At 73.8% G+C, this 21,265-nt stretch carries 19 protein-coding genes and 2 pseudogenes; 8 read left to right on the forward strand and 13 right to left on the reverse strand.

Annotation, left to right across the window (positions count from 1 at the left end; all coding sequences use genetic code 11):
- Nucleotides 1–132: 132 nt before the first annotated feature.
- Nucleotides 133–1,638, forward strand: a complete 1,506-nt coding sequence (locus ACZ6RC_RS16035) for an FUSC family protein (RefSeq protein ID WP_469584310.1) — start codon at nucleotides 133–135, stop codon at nucleotides 1,636–1,638.
- Between the two features lie 335 nt (nucleotides 1,639–1,973).
- Nucleotides 1,974–2,986: pseudogene (locus tag ACZ6RC_RS16040) on the forward strand (lactonase family protein).
- A gap of 259 nt (nucleotides 2,987–3,245) precedes the next feature.
- On the opposite strand, the gene ACZ6RC_RS16045 reads toward ACZ6RC_RS16040, so the two are convergent.
- From ACZ6RC_RS16045 to ACZ6RC_RS16065, 5 genes are all read right to left on the reverse strand, one after another.
- On the reverse strand, nucleotides 3,246–4,169 hold the full coding sequence (locus ACZ6RC_RS16045; protein ID WP_469583217.1) for a sirohydrochlorin chelatase: 924 nt from the start codon (nucleotides 4,167–4,169) through the stop codon (nucleotides 3,246–3,248).
- An 87-nt stretch (nucleotides 4,170–4,256) separates the two neighbouring features.
- Entirely contained in the window at nucleotides 4,257–5,267 is a 1,011-nt protein-coding gene (locus ACZ6RC_RS16050; RefSeq protein ID WP_469583219.1) for an N-acetylglucosamine kinase, read from the reverse strand.
- 19 nt (nucleotides 5,268–5,286) lie between these two features.
- Complete coding sequence (locus ACZ6RC_RS16055; RefSeq protein WP_391138094.1) at nucleotides 5,287–5,964, reverse strand: uracil-DNA glycosylase; 678 nt, start codon at nucleotides 5,962–5,964, stop codon at nucleotides 5,287–5,289.
- An 87-nt stretch (nucleotides 5,965–6,051) separates the two neighbouring features.
- Nucleotides 6,052–7,137, reverse strand: a complete 1,086-nt coding sequence (locus ACZ6RC_RS16060) for a WD40/YVTN/BNR-like repeat-containing protein (protein ID WP_391138091.1) — start codon at nucleotides 7,135–7,137, stop codon at nucleotides 6,052–6,054.
- A 251-nt stretch (nucleotides 7,138–7,388) separates the two neighbouring features.
- Nucleotides 7,389–8,471, reverse strand: a complete 1,083-nt coding sequence (locus tag ACZ6RC_RS16065) for an NADH:flavin oxidoreductase/NADH oxidase (protein ID WP_469583225.1) — start codon at nucleotides 8,469–8,471, stop codon at nucleotides 7,389–7,391.
- A 120-nt stretch (nucleotides 8,472–8,591) separates the two neighbouring features.
- On the opposite strand from ACZ6RC_RS16065, the gene ACZ6RC_RS16070 reads away from it, so the two are divergent.
- Nucleotides 8,592–8,951: an ArsR/SmtB family transcription factor gene (locus tag ACZ6RC_RS16070; protein ID WP_469583228.1), complete on the forward strand. Its 360-nt coding sequence runs from the start codon at nucleotides 8,592–8,594 to the stop codon at nucleotides 8,949–8,951.
- A 63-nt stretch (nucleotides 8,952–9,014) separates the two neighbouring features.
- Here the strand turns inward: ACZ6RC_RS16070 and ACZ6RC_RS16075 are convergent.
- From ACZ6RC_RS16075 to ACZ6RC_RS16085, 3 genes and pseudogenes are all read right to left on the reverse strand, one after another.
- A pseudogene (locus ACZ6RC_RS16075) lies at nucleotides 9,015–10,366 on the reverse strand (FAD-dependent oxidoreductase).
- Between the two features lie 176 nt (nucleotides 10,367–10,542).
- Nucleotides 10,543–11,193, reverse strand: coding sequence for a DUF305 domain-containing protein (locus ACZ6RC_RS16080; protein ID WP_469583231.1), 651 nt, complete (start codon nucleotides 11,191–11,193; stop codon nucleotides 10,543–10,545).
- 45 nt (nucleotides 11,194–11,238) lie between these two features.
- Complete coding sequence (locus ACZ6RC_RS16085; RefSeq protein ID WP_469583234.1) at nucleotides 11,239–11,394, reverse strand: hypothetical protein; 156 nt, start codon at nucleotides 11,392–11,394, stop codon at nucleotides 11,239–11,241.
- A 38-nt stretch (nucleotides 11,395–11,432) separates the two neighbouring features.
- On the opposite strand from ACZ6RC_RS16085, the gene ACZ6RC_RS16090 reads away from it, so the two are divergent.
- Complete coding sequence (locus ACZ6RC_RS16090; RefSeq protein ID WP_391138076.1) at nucleotides 11,433–12,953, forward strand: LVIVD repeat-containing protein; 1,521 nt, start codon at nucleotides 11,433–11,435, stop codon at nucleotides 12,951–12,953.
- Here the strand turns inward: ACZ6RC_RS16090 and ACZ6RC_RS16095 are convergent.
- From ACZ6RC_RS16095 to ACZ6RC_RS16110, 4 genes are all read right to left on the reverse strand, one after another.
- The gene (locus ACZ6RC_RS16095; RefSeq protein WP_469583239.1) at nucleotides 12,929–13,603 is read right to left on the reverse strand and encodes a TetR/AcrR family transcriptional regulator; all 675 of its coding nucleotides are present in this window, start codon (nucleotides 13,601–13,603) and stop codon (nucleotides 12,929–12,931) included. The two genes, ACZ6RC_RS16090 and ACZ6RC_RS16095, sit on opposite strands and share 25 nt — an antisense overlap.
- Before the next feature lie 129 nt (nucleotides 13,604–13,732).
- Nucleotides 13,733–14,410: a phosphatase PAP2 family protein gene (locus ACZ6RC_RS16100; protein WP_469583242.1), complete on the reverse strand. Its 678-nt coding sequence runs from the start codon at nucleotides 14,408–14,410 to the stop codon at nucleotides 13,733–13,735.
- 42 nt (nucleotides 14,411–14,452) lie between these two features.
- Nucleotides 14,453–15,391, reverse strand: a complete 939-nt coding sequence (locus ACZ6RC_RS16105) for a M56 family metallopeptidase (protein WP_391138068.1) — start codon at nucleotides 15,389–15,391, stop codon at nucleotides 14,453–14,455.
- Nucleotides 15,392–15,461: 70 nt separating this feature from the next.
- Entirely contained in the window at nucleotides 15,462–16,106 is a 645-nt protein-coding gene (locus ACZ6RC_RS16110; RefSeq protein WP_469583245.1) for a DUF5134 domain-containing protein, read from the reverse strand.
- A gap of 175 nt (nucleotides 16,107–16,281) precedes the next feature.
- Here ACZ6RC_RS16110 and ACZ6RC_RS16115 point away from each other — a divergent pair, with 175 nt between their 5' ends.
- A complete protein-coding gene (locus ACZ6RC_RS16115) occupies nucleotides 16,282–16,833 on the forward strand; it encodes a GNAT family N-acetyltransferase (protein WP_469583247.1) in 552 nt (183 codons plus the stop codon).
- A 33-nt stretch (nucleotides 16,834–16,866) separates the two neighbouring features.
- On the opposite strand, the gene ACZ6RC_RS16120 is transcribed toward ACZ6RC_RS16115, so the two are convergent.
- A complete protein-coding gene (locus ACZ6RC_RS16120) occupies nucleotides 16,867–17,550 on the reverse strand; it encodes a glycerophosphodiester phosphodiesterase (protein WP_391138055.1) in 684 nt (227 codons plus the stop codon).
- A 310-nt stretch (nucleotides 17,551–17,860) separates the two neighbouring features.
- Between ACZ6RC_RS16120 and ACZ6RC_RS16125 the strand changes: the two genes are divergently transcribed.
- Genes ACZ6RC_RS16125 through ACZ6RC_RS16135 form a run of 3 tightly spaced genes read left to right on the forward strand, consistent with a single transcriptional unit; the run spans nucleotide 17,861 to nucleotide 21,131 of the window.
- Nucleotides 17,861–19,267, forward strand: coding sequence for a DUF6421 family protein (locus tag ACZ6RC_RS16125; protein ID WP_469583251.1), 1,407 nt, complete (start codon nucleotides 17,861–17,863; stop codon nucleotides 19,265–19,267).
- A 26-nt stretch (nucleotides 19,268–19,293) separates the two neighbouring features.
- Nucleotides 19,294–20,052 (forward strand): SDR family NAD(P)-dependent oxidoreductase, encoded by a 759-nt coding sequence (locus ACZ6RC_RS16130; RefSeq protein WP_469584313.1) that lies wholly within the window; start codon nucleotides 19,294–19,296, stop codon nucleotides 20,050–20,052.
- 8 nt (nucleotides 20,053–20,060) lie between these two features.
- A complete protein-coding gene (locus ACZ6RC_RS16135; RefSeq protein ID WP_469584316.1) occupies nucleotides 20,061–21,131 on the forward strand; it encodes a threonine aldolase family protein in 1,071 nt (356 codons plus the stop codon).
- The last annotated feature ends 134 nt before the right edge of the window (nucleotides 21,132–21,265 follow it).

A 21,265-nucleotide genomic window follows, 5' to 3' on the forward strand; every position in this document is an offset into this window, starting at 1 on the left:
TCCCATGTCCGGCGGGCCGCCACGAGCAGGCCGGGGCACGAGATCACGCGAAGAGGGTGTGTGGAAGACAGAGGGGGCGGGGTCACCGTCGTGAAGAAGGGCCGGGCGGCCTGCCGCCGGCTCGCCCGGCAGATGTTCCTGGCCCCCGATCCGGGCCGGGTCCGGCTGCGCGTCTCCTCGCGCGCCGTCCTCGGCGTCGCGCTCTCCGTCGCCGCGGCCGAACTGGCCGGCCTCTCCCTCACCGCCTCCCTCACCGGCGGCCTCGCCGCGCTGCTCGCGCTCTTCACCGTCGGCGACCCCACCGTCCGGCGCCAGGCCGCCACCACCGCCCTGCTGCCCGCCGTCGGCTTCCCCGTCCTCGCGCTGGCCACCGCACTGCACGGGGCGCCGCTCCTGCGCGACACCGCCTGGCTGCTCGTCGTCTTCGCCGGTGTGTACGCCCGCCGCTGGGGCCCGCGCGGCCACGCGCTCGGCATCTTCGCCTTCATGATGTTCTTCGTCACCCAGTTCCTGCACGCGGTGCCCGCGCAACTGCCGGAGCTGTACGCGGCCATCGGCCTGGCCCTCGTCGTCTGCGGTGCGGTCCGCCACGTCGCCTGGTGCATCGAGCGGCGCGTCCCGCCCCCCGCCGCCCCTGCCCCGCTCCCGGGCACCGGCCTCGCCCGCCCCACCACCCGGCAGGCCTTCCAGGCCACCGTCGCCTGCGCCGTGGCGCTCGCCGCCGGACAGGTCATCTCGCACGAGCGGTGGTACTGGGCCGTCGGCACCGCCTGGTGGATCTTCGTCAACACCGCCTCGCGCGGCGAGACCCTGGTCCGCGGCTTCCGCCGGGTCGTCGGCACGGTCACCGGCATCGCCGCCGGACTCCTCGTGGCGATCCCGCTCGCCGGCGCGCCCGCCCCGACCGCCGCCCTGGTCGCCGTCTGCGTCTTCGGCATCTTCTACACCGCCCCGCTCTCGTACAGCTGGATGATGTTCTTCGTCACCGTCATGGCCGGCCTGCTCTACGGCCTGCTCGGCGTGCTGCACCCCGGCCTGCTGCTGCTCCGCTTCGAGGAGACCGCCGTCGGGGCGCTCGGCGCGGCCGTCGGCGTCGCCCTGCTGCCCGTCACCACCCACGCGGCCACCAACGCCTGGATCGAGCGGGCCGTCACCTGCGTGCACGCCTGCACCACGGCCGCCGCCCGGCGCCTGGCCGGCGACCCGGAGGCCGACCCGGCACCGCACGCCGCCGAGCTGGAGCTGCTGCTCGGCCGGGTCCGCCTCTCGCTCGCGCCGCTCGTGCACCCGCTCAGCCCGCTGCGCGCCCGCAAGGCCCGCGCCCGCCGGGTGCTCGCCCTGCTCGACGACTGCGCCCGCGAGATCAAGGGGCTCGCGGCGGTCGCCGCCGACCCCGACGCCTCGCACGACGCCCGGCTGGCCGCCGCCTCCTGGCGCGTCGAGGCGGCCGTCCACGCCCTGGTCCCGCCCCGCCGCCCCGCGGACCCGGCCGCCGACGCCGACGCCGACGCCGTGCCGCACCACCACCCCGGCGCCGAGGCCGCCCTCGTGCACCTCCACAGCCTGGAGCGGGCCCTCGTCGACCTGGCCACCCCACTGCGCACCGCCCCCGGCGCACCCCTCGTCCCGGCGGCCTGACCTCCGGGCCCTCCCTGATGCACGGGACACCAGGCCGGAACCCGCTCCCGTTGATCCCACTTGGTCTAGACCGCTGCTACCGTCTGCCGGGACTACGGCCGGCCAACCGTGACCGGCCGGCGGACAGGGGAGGCGCCGTGCGCGACGCGGACGCGGGTCAGGACAGCACGCGGGCGGATCAGGCCGGCACGGACGCGGGTCAGGACAGCACGCGGGCGGATCAGGCCGGCACGGACGCGGGTCAGGACAGCACGCGGGCCGGTCGGTCCGGCGCGCGACCGGAGCACGGCGGCGCGGGGGAGGAACGGCCGCGTCGCGAGCCCGTACGGGCCTTCATCGGGTCCTTCACCTCGGCCGGAGGCCGCGGCATCCTCACCGCCGACGTGGACCCCGCCACCGGAGCCCTGACCGTCACCGGCGCGAGCGACGCGGTCGCCGACCCGTCGTTCCTCGCCCTCGCCCCCTCCGGGACCACCCTCTACGCCGTCTCCGAGACCGAGGAGGGTGCCGCGGCCGCCTTCGACGTCACCGGCGCGGCACCGCGCCCCCTGGCGCCCCCGTGGCCGTCGGCGGCGCGAGCCCCACCCATCTCTCGGTCGCCTCCGGGCACCTCCTCACCGCCCACTACGGCTCCGGCAGCGTCGGCGCGCTGCCGCTGGCCGAGGACGGCACGCTCCGCCCCGTCGCCGCGCTCGCCCGGCACGAGGGCTCCGGCCCCGTCACCGACCGCCAGAGCGCCCCGCACGCCCACCACGTGCTGCCCGACCCGAGCGGACGCTGGGTGGTGGCCGTGGACCTCGGCACCGACTCCGTCCACGTCCACGCCCTCGACGGCGCCGGGGGCGCCCTGCGCCCGCACGGCGAGACCGCCCTGCGCCCCGGCACCGGCCCCCGCCACCTGGCCTTCCACCCGGACGGGACGTACGCCTACGTCCTCAACGAACTCGAACCGACCCTCACCGTGTGCCGCTGGGACGCCGACGCGGGAGTCCTCCGGCCGCTCGCCGAGACACCGGTCCTGCCCGAGGGCGCCGCCCGGCCCAGCTACCCCTCCGAAGTCGTCGTGGCGCCCGACGGCCGCTTCCTGTGGGCCGCCGTGCGCGGCGACGACTCCCTCGCCGTCCTCGCCCTCGGCCGGAGCGGCGAGAACGCCACCCTGGTCACCACGGTCCCCTGCGGGGGCCACTGGCCGCGCGACCTCGCCCTGGACCCCTCGGGCCGACGGCTGTACGCGGCGAACGAGCGCTCCGGCGACGTCACCTGGTTCGACCTCGACGAGGAGACCGGCGTCCCGCGCCGGGCGGGCTCCCTCGCCGCCCCCGCCGCCTCCTGCGTGATCTTCGGCTGAACCCGCCCGGGCCGGCGTCCGGGACCCCGACGGGTCCCGGGCTGGGCGGCGCCCCCGGTCGGACACGGTCGGGCTGCCGAAAGTCGTCTGCCGCGCCCGTGGCCGGTGAGCGCCGCGCACCCGGCTCCGCACGCCGAGCGCCTGTCGGACGCGCCGGGGCCGCCCTGCGACGCACGGAAGGGCCCGCACCGGCCACCTGCGTGTCCGGTGCGGACCCTTCCGTACGCTTCTGGGCCCGTGCCCGCGTCACCGCGCGGGGTCAGAGGGCAGGGGCGCCCTGCGGCTGCTGCGGAGCGATCCCCAGCACGGCCGTGTACTGCGAGAGCACCAGCTTGCCGATGGCCGGGTACGCGCCCAGCGGCTCGGCGGCGGCGCAGCCCGCCTCCTTCGCGGCGGCGTCGAGCAGACCGTCGGCCAGCTCCGGGCCGATCAGGTACGGCGCGAGCGCCAGCTGCTCCGAGCCCGAGCCGCGCAGCTGCTCGGCGACCGCGGTGATCGAACCCTCCTGGTCCAGCGCGGCGGCGATCACCGGGACGGCCAGGCGTGCCGCGAGCAGCATGCCGGTGATGCCGGCGGCCTGGACCGCCTCCTCACCGCCGACCGTGGCGAGGACGATGCCGTCGGCGGCCGTGGCGACCGTGAACAGCCGGGCCCGGTCGGCGCGCGCCAGACCGGCCTCCGACAGGCGCACGTGCAGCGCCTCGGCGAGCAGCGGGTGCGGGCCGAGGACGTCCGTCAGCTCGGCGACGTTGCCGCTGTCCATGACGGCCTGGCGAATCCGGCGCATCAGGGCGCTGTCCGGGCCGGCGAGCAGCGGGACCACGATGGCGGCCGGGCCTTCGGGGGCGCTGACCTCACGGCCGGCGGCCAGGGCGAGCCGGTACCGGTCGGTGCGCACGGCGGAGGTCCGTGCCAGGACGGTCGCCAGGGTGGGGTACTCGTCGTCGTCACCGTCGAGGTAGCCGATCGCGGCCTCCAGGCCGGGCAGCTCGGAACGGGCGATGCTCACGACCTCGTCGGCGAGCGAGCGTATGGCGGCCGACGGCGTGCCGGGGACGGCGAGGACGAGTGCGGGAGCGCCCTCGGGCGCCGCCGCGGGTTCGGGGCGACGGTGCCGTCCGGTCTGGCGGGGTCGCGGCATTCGTACAGGCAGGCCGGAAGCAGGCCCAGTGGGGGAGCTCATGCGCCCGCATGCTACTGGTTTTGCCCGCGGCGCAGTTCGGTGAGGTGCGGTCGAGCGTTATCTGCCCCTGTATGTCCGAACCGCTCCTTACGTCGTGTCCGACCCCGATCCGCCGGACACCTCCGGGGGGCCGAGATGGAGCAGTCGGGGGTCTCCCGGCAGCCGCAGCGAGCCGCGGGCGAGGGCCGCGGCGATCGCGACGGCGCCGCCGAGCGGATCCTCGGCGGCCGACACCGGCCGGGCGTACGGGAGTTGGTCCGCCAACTCGCCGGCCAGCGGTACGAGCAGGGGGTCGCCCAGCTTGAACAGCCCGCCCGTCAGGGCGATTTCGCACTCCCCGGCGGTGGGGCAGACCGCCGCAGCGGCCTCGGCGATGTGCGCGGCGGCCCGGGCCAGGACGTCCGCCGCCACCGGGTCGCCCTCGACGGCGCAGCCCGCCACGTCGGGAGCGAACGAGGCCAGGACGGCGGGCCGGTCGGTCCGCGGATAGAGCGCGCCGGGCAGCCCGCCGACCGGCCCGAAGCGCTGCTCGGCGGCGGCCAGGAGCGCGCCGGAGCCGCCCCGCCGGCCGTCGTGGGCGCGCATCGCCGCCTCCAGGCCGGCCCGGCCGATCCACGCGCCGCCGCCGCAGTCGCCCAGCAGATGGCCCCAGCCGTCGGCCCGGCGCCAGGACACCAGGTCCGTGCCGAGCGCGATCATCCCGGTGCCACCCGCGACGACGGCTCCGGGCCGCTGCCCCAGCGCCCCGGCATAGGCGGTGACGGCGTCGGCGGCCAGTGCCAGCCTCCGCACCCCCAGGGCCCGCTCCAGGGCGCCGGGGAGCACCGCCCGCAGTTCGCCCCCGAGGGTCGCCATCCCGGCCGCCCCGATCGCCACGGCGGCCGGGGCGTCGACGGCCCCGGCGCTGAGCCGCATCGCCTCGACGGCGGGCAGCACCTGCCGCAGGAGGGCGGCGGCCTCGATCCCGGCCGGGCCGGTCGGCACCGGCTCGCCCGAGGAGACCGTCTCCACCACGCGGCCGTCCCCGGCGTGCGCCAGGGCGATCCGCAGCCCCGACCCGCCCGAGTCGACGCCCAGGACCCAGCCGCCGGCCGTCACCGGCGCCGACCGCCCCGGGTCACGGAAGCCGCCAGTCGACCTCCTGCGCCCCCTGGCGCAGGAGCAGTTCGTTGGTGCGGCTGAACGGCCGGGAGCCGAAGAAGCCGCGGTCCGCGGACATGGGGGAGGGGTGCGAGGACTCGATGGCCGGCAGATTGCCGAGCAGCGGACGCAGATTGCGCGCGTCACGCCCCCACAGCACGGACACCAGCGGCTTCCCACGGGCGGCCAGTGCCCGGATCGCCTGCTCGGTGACCGCCTCCCAGCCCTTGTCCCGGTGCGCGCCCGGCTTGCGCGGAGCCGTGGTGAGCGCCCGGTTGAGCAGCAGCACCCCCTGGCGGGTCCAGGGCGTCAGATCGCCGTTCGAGGGGCGCGGAAGCCCCAGGTCGGTGTTCAGCTCGCGGAAGATGTTCTCCAGGCTGGGCGGCAGGGGCCGCACGTCCGGCGCCACCGAGAAGCTCAGCCCGACGGCGTGTCCCGGCGTCGGGTAGGGATCCTGGCCGACGATGAGGACCCGCACCTCGTCGAACGGCTGCTGGAACGCCCGGAGGACGTGGGCCCCGGAGGGAAGGTAGGTGCGCCCGGCGGCGATCTCCTGTCGCAGGAAGTCGCCCATCGCGGCGACGCGTTCGGCCACGGGCGCGAGCGCGTGCGCCCACCCCGGCTCGACGATCTCATTCAACGGTCGTGCTGCCACGGCCGTCACTCTACTGGCGCAGCGCCCCGCCCCGGCACGGGATCGCCCCCCCCGGCGATCACCACGTGCCGGGCCGGCCCGCGCGACTCAGTCGATCACCGCCGCCCGCACGCAGAGCACGTCGGGCAGGTGCTCGGCCAGCAGCTCCCAGCTGTCCCCGTCGTCCGCGCTCGCGTACACCTCGCCGTTGCGGTTGCCGAAGTAGACGCCCGTCGGGTCCGCGCCGTCCGTGCACAGGGCGTCGCGCAGCACGGTGCCGTAGTGATCGCCCTCCGGAAGGCCGGAGGTGAGCGGTTCCCAGCTGCCGCCGGCGTCGCTGGTGCGGTACACCCGGCAGCGCCGCTCGGCGGGCACGCGGTCGATGTCGGCGTTGATGGGGAACACATAGGCCACGTCGGGCCGATGGGGGTGGGCGGCGACGGTGAAGCCGAAGTCGGACGGCAGGCCGGCTCCGATGTCCGTCCACTTCCCGCCCGCGTCGTCGCTGCGGTACACCCCCCAGTGGTTCTGCAGGTACAGCCGGTCCAGGTCGCCCGCGTCCTGGGCGATCTTGTGGACGCACTGGCCGAACTCCGGGTCCGGGTCGGGCAGGAAGACCGCCGAGACGCCGTGGTTGGCGGGCGCCCAGCTCGCGCCGCCGTCCCGGGTGCGGAAGACCCCGGCGGTCGACACCGCGACGGTCACGGACTCCGGGTCGCGCCGGTCCGTGACGATCGTGTGCACGGCCTCGCCGCCGCCGCCCGGCACCCAGCGCGAGCGGGTCGGGTGCTCCCAGAGGGGGCGCACCAGCTCGAACGACTCCCCGCCGTCGACGGAGGTGAACAGGGCTGCGGGCTCCGTCCCGGCGTAGACGACGTCCGGCGAGTGGGCGGGCGCGGGATGCAACTGCCAGACCCGCTCCAGCGAAGCGCCGGTGTCCTGGGGGAACTTGACGGCCGGCTTCGACGGTTCCGTCCAGGTCGCTCCGAAGTCGTCGGAGTGGAACACCGAGGGGCCCCAGTGCTCGCTGACCCCGCCGACGAGCAGCCGGGGCGTGTCCCTGCGGGTGTCGATGCCGATCGAATAGACCGCCTGCGCGTTGAAGTGGGGTTCGCCGAACTCCCACCGGCCCGCGCGCCTGCGGCCGATGAACAGACCCTTGCGGGTGCCTACGGTCAGTACTACGTCGGGCATGGCCGACACCTCCAGGACGCCGTTGTCGCGGATACGGGCCAGTCTGCACCCGACCACTGACAGTGGCTCCCGCAGCCGCGTCTGCGCAGGTCGGGGGCGTGTTCCGGGTCCGGCCCCGGAGGCGGCGACATACGGAGGCGGGCCTGGCCGACGCACGGAGGCGGGCTTCCGTGACGAGTGGCGAGCGGTCAGCGGCGCGCGGCGACGTACGGCCGGCGGCGGCCCAGGCCTGTGCGCGGCCGCCGCCGGTTTTAGATCGCCCAGGCGTACTGGTCCGGCGCGTGCGTCTCGGCGCCCAGCTCGCGCGCCGCCCGGCGGGCCCAGGAGGCGTCCCGCAGCAGCTCGCGCCCGAGCAGGACGGCGTCCGCCTCCCCGTTGGCGACGATCTTCTCGGCCTGCTCGCTGTCCGTGATCAGACCCACCGCGGCGACCGGAAGCCCCGTCTCGGCCTTCACGCGGGCGGCGAAGGGCACCTGGTAGCCGGGGCCGACCGGGATGTCGGCCGGGCCGCCGTTGCCGCCGCTGGAGACGTCGAGGAGGTCCACGCCGTGCTCCCGCAGCAGGGCGGCGAAGCGGACGGTCTCGTCCGCGGTCCAGCCCTGTTCCCCGAGCCAGTCGGTGGCGGAGATCCGGAAGAAGAGCGGCAGTTCCTCGGGCCAGACGGACCGGACGGCGTCGACCACCCGCAGGGCGAGGCGGGTGCGGTTCTCGAAGGAGCCGCCGTAGGCGTCCGTGCGGTGGTTGCTGTGCGGGGAGAGGAACTCGCCGATGAGGTAGCCGTGGGCGCCGTGCACCTCGAGGACCTGGAAGCCGGCGGCGAGGGCGCGGCGGGCGGCGTCGGCGAACTGCCCGACGATCTCGTCGATCCGCTCGGTCGTGAGCTCGGTGGGCACGGGGTAGCCGTAGGCGAACGCGACGGGGCTCGGCGCGAGCGGCTGCCAGCCGTGTCCGTCCTCGCCGACCGGACCGCGGCCCACCCAGGGCGGGTTGGTGGCGGCCTTGCGGCCGGCGTGACCGATCTGGATACCGGGGACGGTGCCGTGGTCCTTGAGGAAGGCGGCGATCCGGGCCAGCGCCTCGGCCTGCGTGTCGTTCCAGAGGCCGAGGTCGGCGGGGCTGATCCGGCCCTCGGGGGCCACGGCGGTCGCCTCGACGAGGATCAGGCCCGTACCACCGGTGGCGCGAGAGGCGTAGTGCGCGAAGTGCCAGTCGTGTGCCACGCCCGCGTTCGGCCCGGTCGTCTGCGCCGAGTACTGGCACATCGGCGCCATCCAGACGCGGTTGGGGATGGTCAGCGAGCGGAGGGTGTAGGGCTTGAACAGGGCGGCACTCATGGCGACTCCGATCCAGGGGGCCTGACGGGATGCTCGTACGATACTCATCGTAGTACGGCATCTGTCAAACTACGAGGGTCCTCGTACAATGTCGGCGTACCCCGACGCAGAGGAGCCGCCGTGACCACCGCGACCAACCCCCGGGTCCTCGACCACCCCGCGCGCGAGGAGATCCGCCTGGAGGGCGTGCTCCATGCCCTGTCGGACGCCGTGCGGCTGCGGATCGTGCGCGACATGGCCCGTGAGCAGGGGGAGCTGAGCTGTTCGTACTTCGATCTCCCGGTGACCAAGTCCACGACCACGCACCACTTCCGGGTGCTGCGCGAGAACGGCGTCATCCAGCAGATCTACCGGGGCACCGCCAAGCTCAACGCCCTGCGCCGGGACGATCTGGACACACTCTTCCCCGGCCTCCTGGACAGCGTCCTCACCGCCGCGGAGGGCCAGGAACTCCGTCTCGGCGGCCCCTCGGCGACCTGAGGCGAGCTTCGCCCTGGACCGTGTCCGGGAGGCCCCGCCGCCGGGACCGCCGCCGGGGCGGGTTCAGGCCGCGTCCGGGCGGGCCGCGGCGCGCAGGCCCGCCCAGTCCGCGATCTTGACCCGGCCGCGGCCGAGCGAGCGGCCCAGGGCCGCCTCGGCGGTCTCGATGGTCAGCCAGCCGGGCCAGGCGACCGGCTCGTGGCCCAGGTCGCGCAGCGCCGTCAGCGGGTCGGGCGCCACCGCCCGCCCGGCCAGCCCTTCCGCGTCCGCCAGCAGCGAGGTCACCGTCTCCTTCGCGCAGCGCCGGTTGCTGCCGATGACCCCCGTGGGCCCGCGCTTGATCCACCCCGCCACGTACTCGCCCGGCGACGGCACGCCCTGCCGCAGCACCCGGCCCGCCGTGTGCGGCACGGTTCCCCGGGCGTCGTCGAAGGGCAGCCCGGGCAGCGGTACCCCTCGGTAGCCGACGGCCCGCAGCACCAGTTGCGCCTCGATCTCCTCGAACCGGCCGGTGCCCCGAACGCCCCCGTCGCCGTCCGGCTCGGTGCGTTCGAAGCGGACCGCCGTCACCCTGCCGTCCTCGCCCAGCAACTCCACCGGCCGCAGGAAGAACCGCAGGGTGAGCGAGCGCGCCCCCGCCGGAACGGGCGACGCCGCCGCCCAGCCGCGGACGACCTCCACGTTCCGCCGGTTCGCGGGAGCGAGACCCGCGGGGTCGGCGAAGGAGGGGTCGAGCGCAGATCCGCCGGTTCCACCCGGATCCGGGCCCCGGGGAGCGCGCCCAGCTCGCGCAGCTCCTTCGTCGTGAACTTGGCCTGCCCGGGGCCGCGCCGGCCCACCATGTGCACCTGGCGCACCCGGCTCGCCTCCAGTGCCGTCAGCGCGCCCTGCGGCACATCGGTGGCGCGCAGCCCGTCCGGGCCGCGCGCCAGGATCCGGGCGACGTCCACCGCCACGTTCCCGGCCCCGATCACCACCGCCGAGCGCCCGGCGAGCCCGAAGCCGTCGGCCGCGGCATCGGGGTGCGCGCTGTACCAGGAGACGAAGTCCGTCGCCGAGAAGCTGCCCGCCAGCTCCTCGCCGGGCACCCCGAGCCGCCGGTCGCGCGCCGCGCCGACGCAGTACACGACGGCGTGGTACAGCTCCAGCAGGCGGGCCGGTGTCAGCCCGCGCGCGCCGACCTCGACATTGCCGAGGAAGCCGATGCGCTCGTCCTCCAGCACGGCCCGCAGGTTCTGCTGCAGGGATTTGATCTTCTCGTGGTCCGGTGCGACGCCGTAGCGCACCAGGCCGTACGGGCAGGGCAGCCGGTCCAGGACGTCCACCCGCACGTCGGGGACCGCGGTCTGCTGGACCAGCGCCTGGGCGGTGTAGACCCCGCTGGGCCCGGAACCGACGACAGCGACTCGAAGCACGGCCGTACTCCTTCCCGCCGCGGGGACCCCCGCCGAGAGGCTTCCAGCATCCCACCGCCGGCCCCCGCGCGGGAGGTCCACGCGCCCGTGCCGCGCCACCCTCACGCGCCGGGGCCCGCCCCCGCGCCCGTGCCGCGCCACCCTCACGCGCCTGGGCCCACCCCGCCCGCATCGCCCTACATGGACCGCATCCGGTTGATCTCCTCGGTCTGCTGGGCGATCACATCGCTTGCCATCTCCTCCACGAGGACGTTGTTGCCCTCGCCGAGCACCTCGGCCGCCATCGACACCGCTCCCTCGTGATGGGTGATCATCAGCCGCAGGAACAGCTCGTCGAACGCCTTCCCCCGGGCGTTCTTCAGCTGGGCCAGTTGCGCCTCGGTCGCCATCCCCGGCATCGAGTGGTGGTCGTGCCCCTTCTGCGGACGCGGGCCACCGTTGTTTTTCAGCCAACCTTCCATCGCGCCGATCTCCGGCCGCTGCGCCGCCGCGATCCGTTCCGCCACCTTCTTCACCTGGGGTGAATCGGCCCGCTGCGGGGCGAGGGCGGTCATCGTCAGCGCCTGCCGATGGTGCACGATCATCATCTGCGCATACGTGAAGTCGGCGGAGTTGGGCTTGTCGTCGGGCAGCAGCCGGGCCGCCTCCTCCGGGGATATCCGACGCGCCTCCTCGCCCGGTCTGCCGGGAGCCACCACCGCCGGCGAGCCGGAGCCCTGACCGCGCGGAGCCTCCCGGTCGGAGCCCGACTCGCAGCCGGTCAGCGCCCCCGCGATCACGGCGCTCAGCGCGACGGCGACGGCTGCACGCGTACGGCGGTTCGACAAGACGACCTCCAGAAAGGCTTCGAGAAGGTTTCCGGCATCACGGCATCACGGCGTCACGGCCTGCGGGCGCGGCGCCGAGGAGACCGTTCCCAGCGCCCGTTCACCGCACGCCTCATCCGGTCGCCGATCAAAATCCTTGATGACGTCCGTGTTGCCATCTGTTGAGATGTGCACGGCAAGGACGATACTGCCGACGTCCATCGACCGTTCAACCGCGAACGGACACAAGGGAGGACGGAGTGACTTCGTTGCGTACCACGCGTACTCCGCGCGCACGGATCAGAGGTCTGGGTGTGGCCACCGCCGCGGCCGGACTGCTGGTCGGCCTGCTCGCCGCCGGCCCCGCCGCCGCCACGCCCGATCCGGGTGACGCCACCGTGCGGGGCACCGTCTCGGCGGAGCAGGCCGCCGAGGCCCGGGCCGCCATCCAGAGCGGCGAGATACCCGGAGTGGACGAGATCGTCCACTCCGCCAACATCAAGCACCTCGCCAACATCCCCAAGGACGCGCTCAAGGGCACCAACTCGGACCTGGCCTTCCAGGGGAAGTACGCCTTCGCCGGCAACTACGACGGTTTCCGGATCTTCGACATCAGCCGGCCGTCCGCCCCGAAGACCGTCGCCCAGGTGCTCTGCCCCGGCTCGCAGAACGACGTCTCCGTCTCCGGCGACCTCCTCTTCCTCTCCACCGACTCCTCCCGCAGCGACGACTCCTGTGCCAGCACCACCCAGCCGGCCACGGAGAAGTCCTCCTGGGAGGGCATGAAGATCTTCGACATCAGCGACATCCGCAACCCGAAGTACGTCGCCGCCGTCGAGACCGCGTGCGGCTCGCACACCCACACGCTGGTGCCCGAGCGCAGGAACGTCTACGTCTACGTCTCCTCGTACTCGCCCAACGCGGCCTTCCCGGACTGCCAACCCCCACACGACGGCATCACGGTCATCAAGGTGCCCCGCAAGGCGCCCGAGAAGGCCGCGATCGTCGGCTTCCCCGTCCTCTTCCCGGGCGAGGGTCCGGACGGCGGCGGCAACCCCGGCGGCCCGACCAACCCGGGCGTCTCCAAGACCACCGGCTGCCACGACATCACCGTCCTGCCCTCCAAGGACCTCGCGGCGGGCGCCTGCATGGGTGACGGCATCCTCTTCGACATCAAGGACCCCGAGCGCCCGCGGGTGATCGACCAGGTCCAGGACAACGTCAACTTCGCGTTCTGGCACTCGGCGACCTTCAACCAGAAGGCGAACAAGGTCGTCTTCACCGACGAGCTGGGCGGCGGCGGCGCCGCCACCTGCAACGCGGAGGTCGGCCCGAACCGCGGCGCCAACGGCATCTACGACATCGTCGGCAAGGGCGACCGGCGCGAGCTGGTCTTCCGCAGCTACTACAAGATCCCGCGCCACCAGGCCGACACCGAGAACTGCGTCGCGCACAACGGCTCGCTGATCCCGGTCAAGGGCAAGGACCTGATGGTCCAGTCGTGGTACCAGGGCGGCGTCTCCGTCTGGGACTTCACCGACTCGCGCAGGCCGAAGGAGATCGCCTTCTTCGAGCGCGGCCCCCTCTCGGCCACCTCGCTGGTCGGCGGCGGCACCTGGTCGGCGTACTACTACAACGGCCACATCTACTCGAACGACATGGCGAAGGGCTTCGACGTCCTGCGGCTCGACGACCGGCGCACCGACGCCGCCAAGCGGGTCCGGATGCACGAGCTCAACGTCCAGACCCAGCCGGACTACTCCGACGACTTCGACGACTGACCGGGCACCCGGTCCGGCCCCCCGGACCGGTCGTGCGGCATGCCGTCGGGCGGACCTCCGCCCGGCGGCATCCCCATCTCCCAGTCCAGGCCGTACCGCTGGAACAGCTCCGCCCGCAACCGCGCCATCGGCATCGGCGCGCCGGGCAGCAGCACCGCCACCACCGCGCCCATCAGCAGGGCCCGCAGCAGCGGATACTCCGTGTCCACGTCCGGGGAGCCGTACCGCGTGACCGTGTCCCGCAGCAGGAAGGCGAGCCGCTGCTGCTCGTCGCACTGCACGAACCCCTCGGCCTGCAGGATGCCCGCCATGTGCGTCCGCATCAGCACCGGGCGGCTCACGGCCAGCCCCAGGACCGCGTCGATCGCCCGGGCCATCCGCTCCCGCCCGTCCTCGGTACGCGGCTCGCGCTCCAGCGCCTCCTCCAGCGTCAGATGCATCAACCGGTGCACCGCCGACTGCAGCAGGTGGCGCTTGCCCGGGAAGTAGTACGAGATCAGCCCGCGCGCCGAACCGGCCCGCTCGGCGATGTCGCCCAGCGTGGTGGCCTCGAAACCCCGCTCGGAGACCAGCTCCACGGTGGCTTGCAGAAGCCGTTCGCGCGAACGCCTCCGAAGCTCTTCATTGACCGATGCGCTACGCGGGGACATGCTGGACTCCTGCGTTGACTGGCTCGCAGCCAATATACTCAGCGCATCCTGCTGTCGCGCCTTCGTGCCTGGTCAGCGGGTTTGCCGTCTGTTCTGGGCGACGCGGGGGATCGTCCAGGACAGACGGCTTCAGTGCGTTTCCCCCATTCTCCTCCGGTCGCTCCCGGGACGCCCCGGACCCTCCCGGCCCGCCCCTTTTCCGCGGTACGTGACGATCGCCACAGCGACGAAGGTCCAGCCGAGCAGCCACCCCGCCACCACGTCCGACGGCCAGTGCACCCCGAGATAGACGCGAGTCGACCCGACGCCCAGCACGGACACCACGGCGGCCACGGTGAGGAGGCTCCACCCCCGCCAGGTCTCCCGCCAGTGCAGCGCCAGCACCCAGAGCAACAGCCCGCAGCTCACCATGGCCGTCATGGCGTGCCCGGAGGGGAAGGCGGCGAAGTGGGCGGTGTCGACCGGGTCGGTCCAGCTCGGGCGCTCCCGGCCGACCGCCGCCTTCAGCCCCTGCTGCACCGCCGCGGCCAGCGCGGTCGTCACGACGAGCCACAGGGCGAGCCGGCGCTCGCGGCGCCACCAGAGCACCACCACGGCGGCGGCGATCAGCGCCCGCATCGTGAGGGGGTCCCACACCCAGTCGCTCAGGACCCGGTTGAGCCGGACGAGGCCGGGCTCGGCGACGGCGTTGTCGTGGAGCGTGTCCGTCACGGACCGGTCCAGGGCGAGCAGCGGGGGCCATCCGAAGGCCACCAGGGCGAGCAGCAGCACGGACAGGGCACCGGAGACGACGGCGGAGGAACGCATGCCACGATCTTCCCCGAGCCGTGCGAAGTACTCCGGTGGGCGCTACCAGCCCAGTGCCCTGAGTGCGGGGACGAAGGCCACCACGACGGGGACCACGGGGACCAGGGCCGCCGCGGCGGTCAGCCGCAGCCTGCGCCCGGCCGTGAAGCGCGGGGCGGCCGTGAGGAGGCGGTTCACCCGGTGCGGCAGATCGGCGTCCTGCGCCTGCCCGGGCCCGAACACCCCGCGGTCCTCGTTCAGTTCCACCAGTGCCAGCGCGATCGTCAGCCGCCCGAACCGGCGCGAGGCCACGTCGTCGGCGGCCAGCTCCACCAGCCGGTGCATCTGGTCCCGGAAGGCCGCGAAGACCGGGATCCCGGGGAAGCCGTCGGCCAGCGCGGCCGAACAATGGCGCAGCCAGTCGTGTCGCGCCCGGGCGTGTCCCTGCTCGTGGGCGAGCACGGCGTCGAGCTGGCGTCCCTTCAGCCGCCGCAGGGCGGCGGTCGTGATGACCAGCTGCGGCGCGGCGCCCGACAGCCACCAGGCGTCCGCCCGCTCGCCCTCCAGCACCACCAGCCGCTCGCCGCCGGGCTCCTCCCCGGGCAACAGCGGGGAGCGGACGAGCAGTTCGCGACGGCGCTGCCGCCGGCGGGCCCGGGCCCGGCCGATCTCGCGGCCGAGCATGGCGCCGGTCCACAGCCCGCCGCAGGCCAGGACCACGGCGAGCGCTCCCGACCAGGGCTGGTGCGTGCCCAGTTCGTACGCCTCCAGGACTCCGCTCGGGGCCGGGGCGAAGACCCGTCCGCGGACCGCCTGCCAGGCGGCCGCCGCGCTGAACGTCATGGAGAGCGCGAAGCTCAGCAGGACCGCCGCGACCACGCACTGCCACACCCAGAGCGCCACCACGGGCTCGCGCTCCGCCCAGTCGGACCGCGACAGCAGCCGCGGGGCCACGGCGGCGGTCAGGACGCCGAGCGCGAGCAGCGCGAGGGAGACCAACATGGCGTCAGCCTATGAGTGCGGTGCCACCCGGGGGTATGTCCTCGCGCGCCAAGTGACGTACGCCACGGTTTCACAGCGTCAGCAGCATCGCCAGCATCGCCAGTGCCATCGACAGCCGGCACACCCGGGTGAACTCCGGCCGGGCGTCCGCGGCGACCGGCGCCGGCACGGCCGGGACCGCCGCCGACGCGCCTGCGGCCGGGACGGTCACCGACGTCCCTCCGGCGGGTAGCGCCGCGGCCGGGAGGGTCCCCGGGACCAGCCGCGCCCCGGACCACAGGACGTACCCCGTGTAGTACGCGAGGAGCAGCCCCGTCAGGACCGGAACACCCCCCGTGCCGTCGGCTCCGTGCCCCCCGTGCCCCCCGTGTGCGCCCGCGCCCGGGGCGGCCATCACCACCGCCATGTAGACCATGGCCGAGGAGCCCACGAGGTGGTGGAGGTGGTGTCCGCCCCGCCGGGCCGCGACCAGCGCGCGCAGCGCCGCGGTGCCGAACACCCCGGCGTACACCGCCCAGCTCCAGGCCGGGGGAGTGAGCACCGCCGCGGGCAGGGCCATCGCCGCCATCCCGAGGCCCATCACGGCCTCGCCCCCCGCCGCCCTGCGTTCCTGTCCGGCACGGCCGCGCGTGCGCAGCAGGCAGTACACCCCGCTCGCCCCGCACAGCACCACCGACAGCCACGCCGGCCAGGCCGACCACGCCGGTCCGTGCACGGCACACCTCCCCCTTCGACGGCGCCGTTCGGTCCTCTGCTGCATGCCCGTCGCCACGGGTGCACACGCGAGCGCAGAGGCGCGCGGGGGTGTACGAGGGGGAGTGCGCCGCCCGATAGGCTCGGGGCGATCGCCTCCACCGATCGCTCACCGCCCCGAGGGGAGACCGCAGACCATGGACACCGCCGTGCCCCAGGACACCGGACGGATCGGCTACCGCGACGCGGTCGAGGACGACGTCCCGGTGCTCGTACCGCTCATCGAGTCGGCCTACCGCGGCGACTCCAGCCGGACCGGGTGGACCACCGAGGCGGACATCCTGGAGGGGCAGCGCACCGACGCGGATGGCGTGCGGGCGGTCATCACCGCCCCGGGGAGCCGACTGATGGTCGTGGAGCGCGACGGCGAGGTCGTCGCCTGCTGCCAGCTCGAGCACCGCGGCGACGCGGCCTACTTCGGCATGTTCGCGGTCCGTCCCGAGCTGCAGGGCGCCGGCCTCGGCCGTCGGATCATCGCCGAGGCGGAGCGCCGGGTGCGCGAGGTCTGGGGCGTGCGGGAGATGCACATGACGGTGATCTCGGTGCGCGAGGAGCTGATCGCCTGGTACGAGCGGCGCGGCTACCGCCGTACGGGACGGATGACGCCGTTCCCGTACGGCGACGAGCGCTTCGGCCTGCCGCAGCGCGACGACCTGCAGTTCGAACTCCTGGTCAAGCCGCTGGTCTGAGCCGGCCCCGGGGGCCGTGGGTGCCCCCGGCGTTCAGGCCGTGAACCGGCCGGTGCGGCGGATCTCCGGGTAGTCGGTCGTCGCGCCGTCGAGTTCCAGGGCCCGCACCAGCCGCAGGTGCTCCTGGGTGTTCACCACCCAGCCGATGACGCGCAGCCCCTCCGTGTGGGCCCGTTCCACGGTCTCCAGGGTGAGGTGGCGGATGTTGAGCACGAGGGCGGCGGCTCCGACCGCCTTCGCCCGGTCCACGACGTCCGCGCCCCAGCGGTCCGCCACCAGAGCGGTCCGCACGCCGGGGACCAGCCGGGAGATCTCCGCGAGGGCCTCGTCGTGGAAGGAGAGGACCTCCACCCGGTCGGCCAGGGCCCGGCGCACCATCACCTCGGCGAGGGCCCGGGCGGCCGCCGCGTCCTTGATCTCGGCCTGGAGGGGGGAGCGCACCGCGTCCAGGACCTCCTCGAAGACGGGCACGCGCTCGCCCTTGCCGGCGTCGAGGCCGCGCAGCTCCGCCAGGGTCAGCTCGGCGATCGGGCCGCTGCCGTCGGTGGTCCGTCCGACGTCCGCGTCGTGCATGACGACGAGGGCGCCGTCCTTGCTCAGGTGCAGGTCCAGTTCGATGGCGTCCATCCCGGCCTGCTCGGCGCGGACGAAGGAACGCAGGGTGTTCTCGGGTTCGACGCCCATGACTCCGCGATGACCGATGGTGAGGAAACTCAAGATCTTCTCGCTTCCGTCGATGTCCTGGCCCGGGTCCCGCCGGTCTCCCGGTGGGGGCGCAGCCTAATCGGTGGGACCGAAGAGGGAAGCACGCGCGCGCGGGGTATGCGGGCGAACCGTGCGAGGGGTTGCGGCGCCCGTGCCGCCGCGCCCGCCTCTGCCACCGATGCACGCGCCTAAACCCCGTACGGCAGGAAAATTAGCGGTGACCAGGGGGGTGCGCAGGATAATTTATCCCGGTCCCCTTGTGTGGAGAAGCCGCGGATGGATACGGTGTCCTGACGCGAGGTTCTCCTGTGGAGGAAGAGGAATGACGGAAATTCTTGTGCAGGACGTGACCGGTGGGGGGATATCCACCTCCGCCCCGGTGATCGACCACCCTGCCTGGCCCGAGCTCAAGAAGGCCGTGGAGGAGATCCGTCCCTGGCAGCGCGCGGACGGCTCCATCGACTTCGACGCCGCGGACGCGCCGTCCCACGCCCAGGCCGGGGCCACCGTCGAGCGCGTCGTCGCCGCGGTCGAGCAGCTCTCCCCGCTGCTCCCGCACGACGCCGCGTACCACCGCGCCCTCGTCGCCGACCTGCGCGCGTGGGCCGCCGACGGCTTCCAGGTCCCCGACTTCCTCGACTCCCTGCTGGCCTTCCAGCCGGCCGCCGACCGCGTCGACGGGCTCCAGCACCTGGCGCTCTTCCCGATGTACACGCAGAACGGCAACCCCGACCGCAACCTCGAAGCCGTCGTGCTGCGCATGGTCTGGCCGGAGTGGCTCTCCGAGCTGGAGCGCACCCGCTACGACAACCCGCTCTTCTGCGGCATCACCTTCGAGGACTTCACCGCCGGGTACGACACCAACTCGGCCGTCCTCTTCCCCGAGACCATCGCCGTGCGCGAGGCCCCCGAGCGCTTCAGCTGGGGCGGCATCTTCTGCGACCGCGAGGCCGCCCGCTTCCGCAAGGTCACCGAGGCCGCCGTCGACATCCTCGGCATCGACCTGCCCGGGGACATCGCCGCCATGGTCGAGGACCAGAAGCGCTGCGAGGCCGCCTTCGTGCTCTGGGACATGGTCCACGACCGCACCCACAGCCACGGCGACCTGCCCTTCGACCCCTTCATGATCAAGCAGCGCCAGCCGTTCTGGATGTACGGCCTGGAGGAGCTGCGCTGCGACCTCACCGCCTTCAAGGAGGCCGTGAAGCTGGAGGCCGAGGGCAACGCGCACGGCCGGGACGTGCAGTACGCCGTCCTCTTCGACCGGATGTTCCGCTTCCCGGTCACCGGCGACCGCAACCGCAACTACGACGGTCTGGGCGGCCAGCTCCTCTTCGCGTACCTCCACAAGCACGACGTGGTGCGCTGGACCGACAACACCCTCAAGATCGACTGGCAGCGTGCCCCCGAGGTCACCAACCAGCTCTGCGCCGAGATCGAGAAGCTGTACCGCGACGGCATCGACCGCCCCAAGCTGGTCCACTGGTTCAAGGCGTACGAGCTGGTCTCCACCTACCTCGCCCCGCACCCCGGCTCGCGCTGGGCCAAGGGTCCCGACGCCCTGGACCTGACGCAGCCGCCGCGCAAGCTCGTCGACGACGTGCTTCCGGACGAGTTTCCGCTCAGCATGTTCTATGAGGCCCTGGCCAAGAAGCTCAAGGGTGTGATCGCCTCCACCAAGGGCATCACCGCCGTGAACGCTTCGCGGGCCGAGCAGGCTGCCGCGTGAACCACGTCACGGAGGAGGCGACGACCATGAACGGCAACGGGAACGGCGGACCGCTGGAAGGTGCCGTCATCGCGGTCGCGGGAGCGGCCGGCGCGGCCGGCCGGGCGACGCTGATGCGACTCGCCGACGCCGGCGCGATCGTCGTCGCCTCGGACGCGGATCCGGCCCGGCTGGCCGAGGCGGTCGACGCCGCCCGGTACGCCCACGGCGGCGCCACCGTCGTCGGGGACACGGTCGACCTCCTGGACCTCGGCGCGGCGCGCGACTGGGCCGACAAGACCGAGAAGGAGTTCGGCCGGATCGACGGCCTCGTCCACCTCGTCGGCGGCTGGCGCGGCAGCTCCTCCTTCGCCGAGACCGACCTCGCCGACTGGAGCTTCCTGGAGCGGCTGCTGATCCGCACCGTCCAGTCCACGACGCTCGCCTTCCAGGAGCCGCTGATGCGCAGCGGCCGCGGCCGCTACGTCCTCGTCAGCGCCGCGGGCGCCTCCAAGCCCACCGCCGGCAACGCGGCCTACGCAGCCGCCAAGGCCGCGGCCGAGGCCTGGACCCTCGCCCTCGGCGACGACTTCCGCAAGCAGGGGGGCGAGGAAGGCCCCAAGGCCGCGGCTGCCATCCTGGTGATCAAGGCACTGGTCCACGACGCCATGCGCGCCGAGCGACCGAACGCGAAGTTCGCGGGCTTCACGGACGTCAAGGATCTGGCCGAGGAGATCGCCGGAGTCTGGGACCGGCCCGCCCAGGAAGTGAATGGACAGCGTCTGTGGCTGACCCCCAAGCCGTGACCCCCGCGATGCCCCCGAGGACCGACGCGCGTCGTCACCACGACCCGTCGGTCCGGGGCTTCGCCAGCGACAACTACGCCGGGGCCCACCCGGAGGTCCTCGCGGCCATCGCGCTCGCCAACGACGGTCATCAGATCGCCTACGGCGAGGACGACTACACCGAGCACCTCCAGCGGATCATGCACAGCCACTTCGGGCCCTCCGCGGAGGCCTTCCCGGTCTTCAACGGCACCGGGGCGAACGTCACCGCCCTCCAGGCGCTGACCGACCGCTGGGGCGCGGTGATCTGCGCCGAGTCCGCCCACATCAACGTGGACGAGGGCGGCGCCCCCGAGCGCATGGGCGGCCTCAAGCTGCTCACCGTGCCCACCCCGGACGGCAAGCTCACCCCCGAGCTGATCGACCGGCAGGCCTGGGGCTGGGAGGACGAGCACCGGGCCATGCCGCAGGTCGTCTCGATCACCCAGAACACCGAGCTGGGCACGGTCTACACCGTGGACGAGATCCGGGCCATCGTGGAGCACGCGCACGCCAAGGGCATGAAGGTGCACCTCGACGGCGCCCGGATAGCCAACGCCGCCGCGTCCCTGGACGTCCCCATGCGGGCGTTCACCAACGCGGTCGGCGTGGACGTCATCTCCTACGGCGGCACCAAGAACGGCATGCTCTTCGGCGAGGCCGTGGTCGTCCTGAACCCGGACGCGGTCAGCCACATGAAGCACCTGCGCAAGCTGTCCATGCAGCTCGCGTCCAAGATGCGCTTCGTCTCGGTCCAGCTGGAGGCGCTGCTCGCGAAGGACCTGTGGCTGCGCAACGCCCGGCACTCCAACGCGATGGCGCAGCGCCTCGCCGCCGGGGTGCGGGAGGTCGACGGCGTGGAGATCCTCTACCCCGTCCAGGCCAACGCGGTCTTCGCCCGGCTGCCGCACGAGGTCAGCGTCCGGCTGCAGAAGCGCTTCCGCTTCTACTTCTGGGACGAGGCCGCGGGCGACGTGCGCTGGATGTGCTCCTTCGACACCACGGAGGACGACGTCGACGCGTTCCTGCAGGCCCTCAAGGAGGAGATAGCGGCCGGCTGACGGTCATCCCCCCGAGAAGCGGGGGGGGGGGGGGGGGGGGGCCGGCGGGGGGGGGGGGGGGGGCGCGCCCGGGTGGACGCGCCCCCCCCCGGGCCGGCGGGGGGCGCGCCCCGGGCGCCCCCCCCCCGGCCGCG

This window comes from Streptomyces sp. NPDC048353 (genome assembly GCF_055587165.1).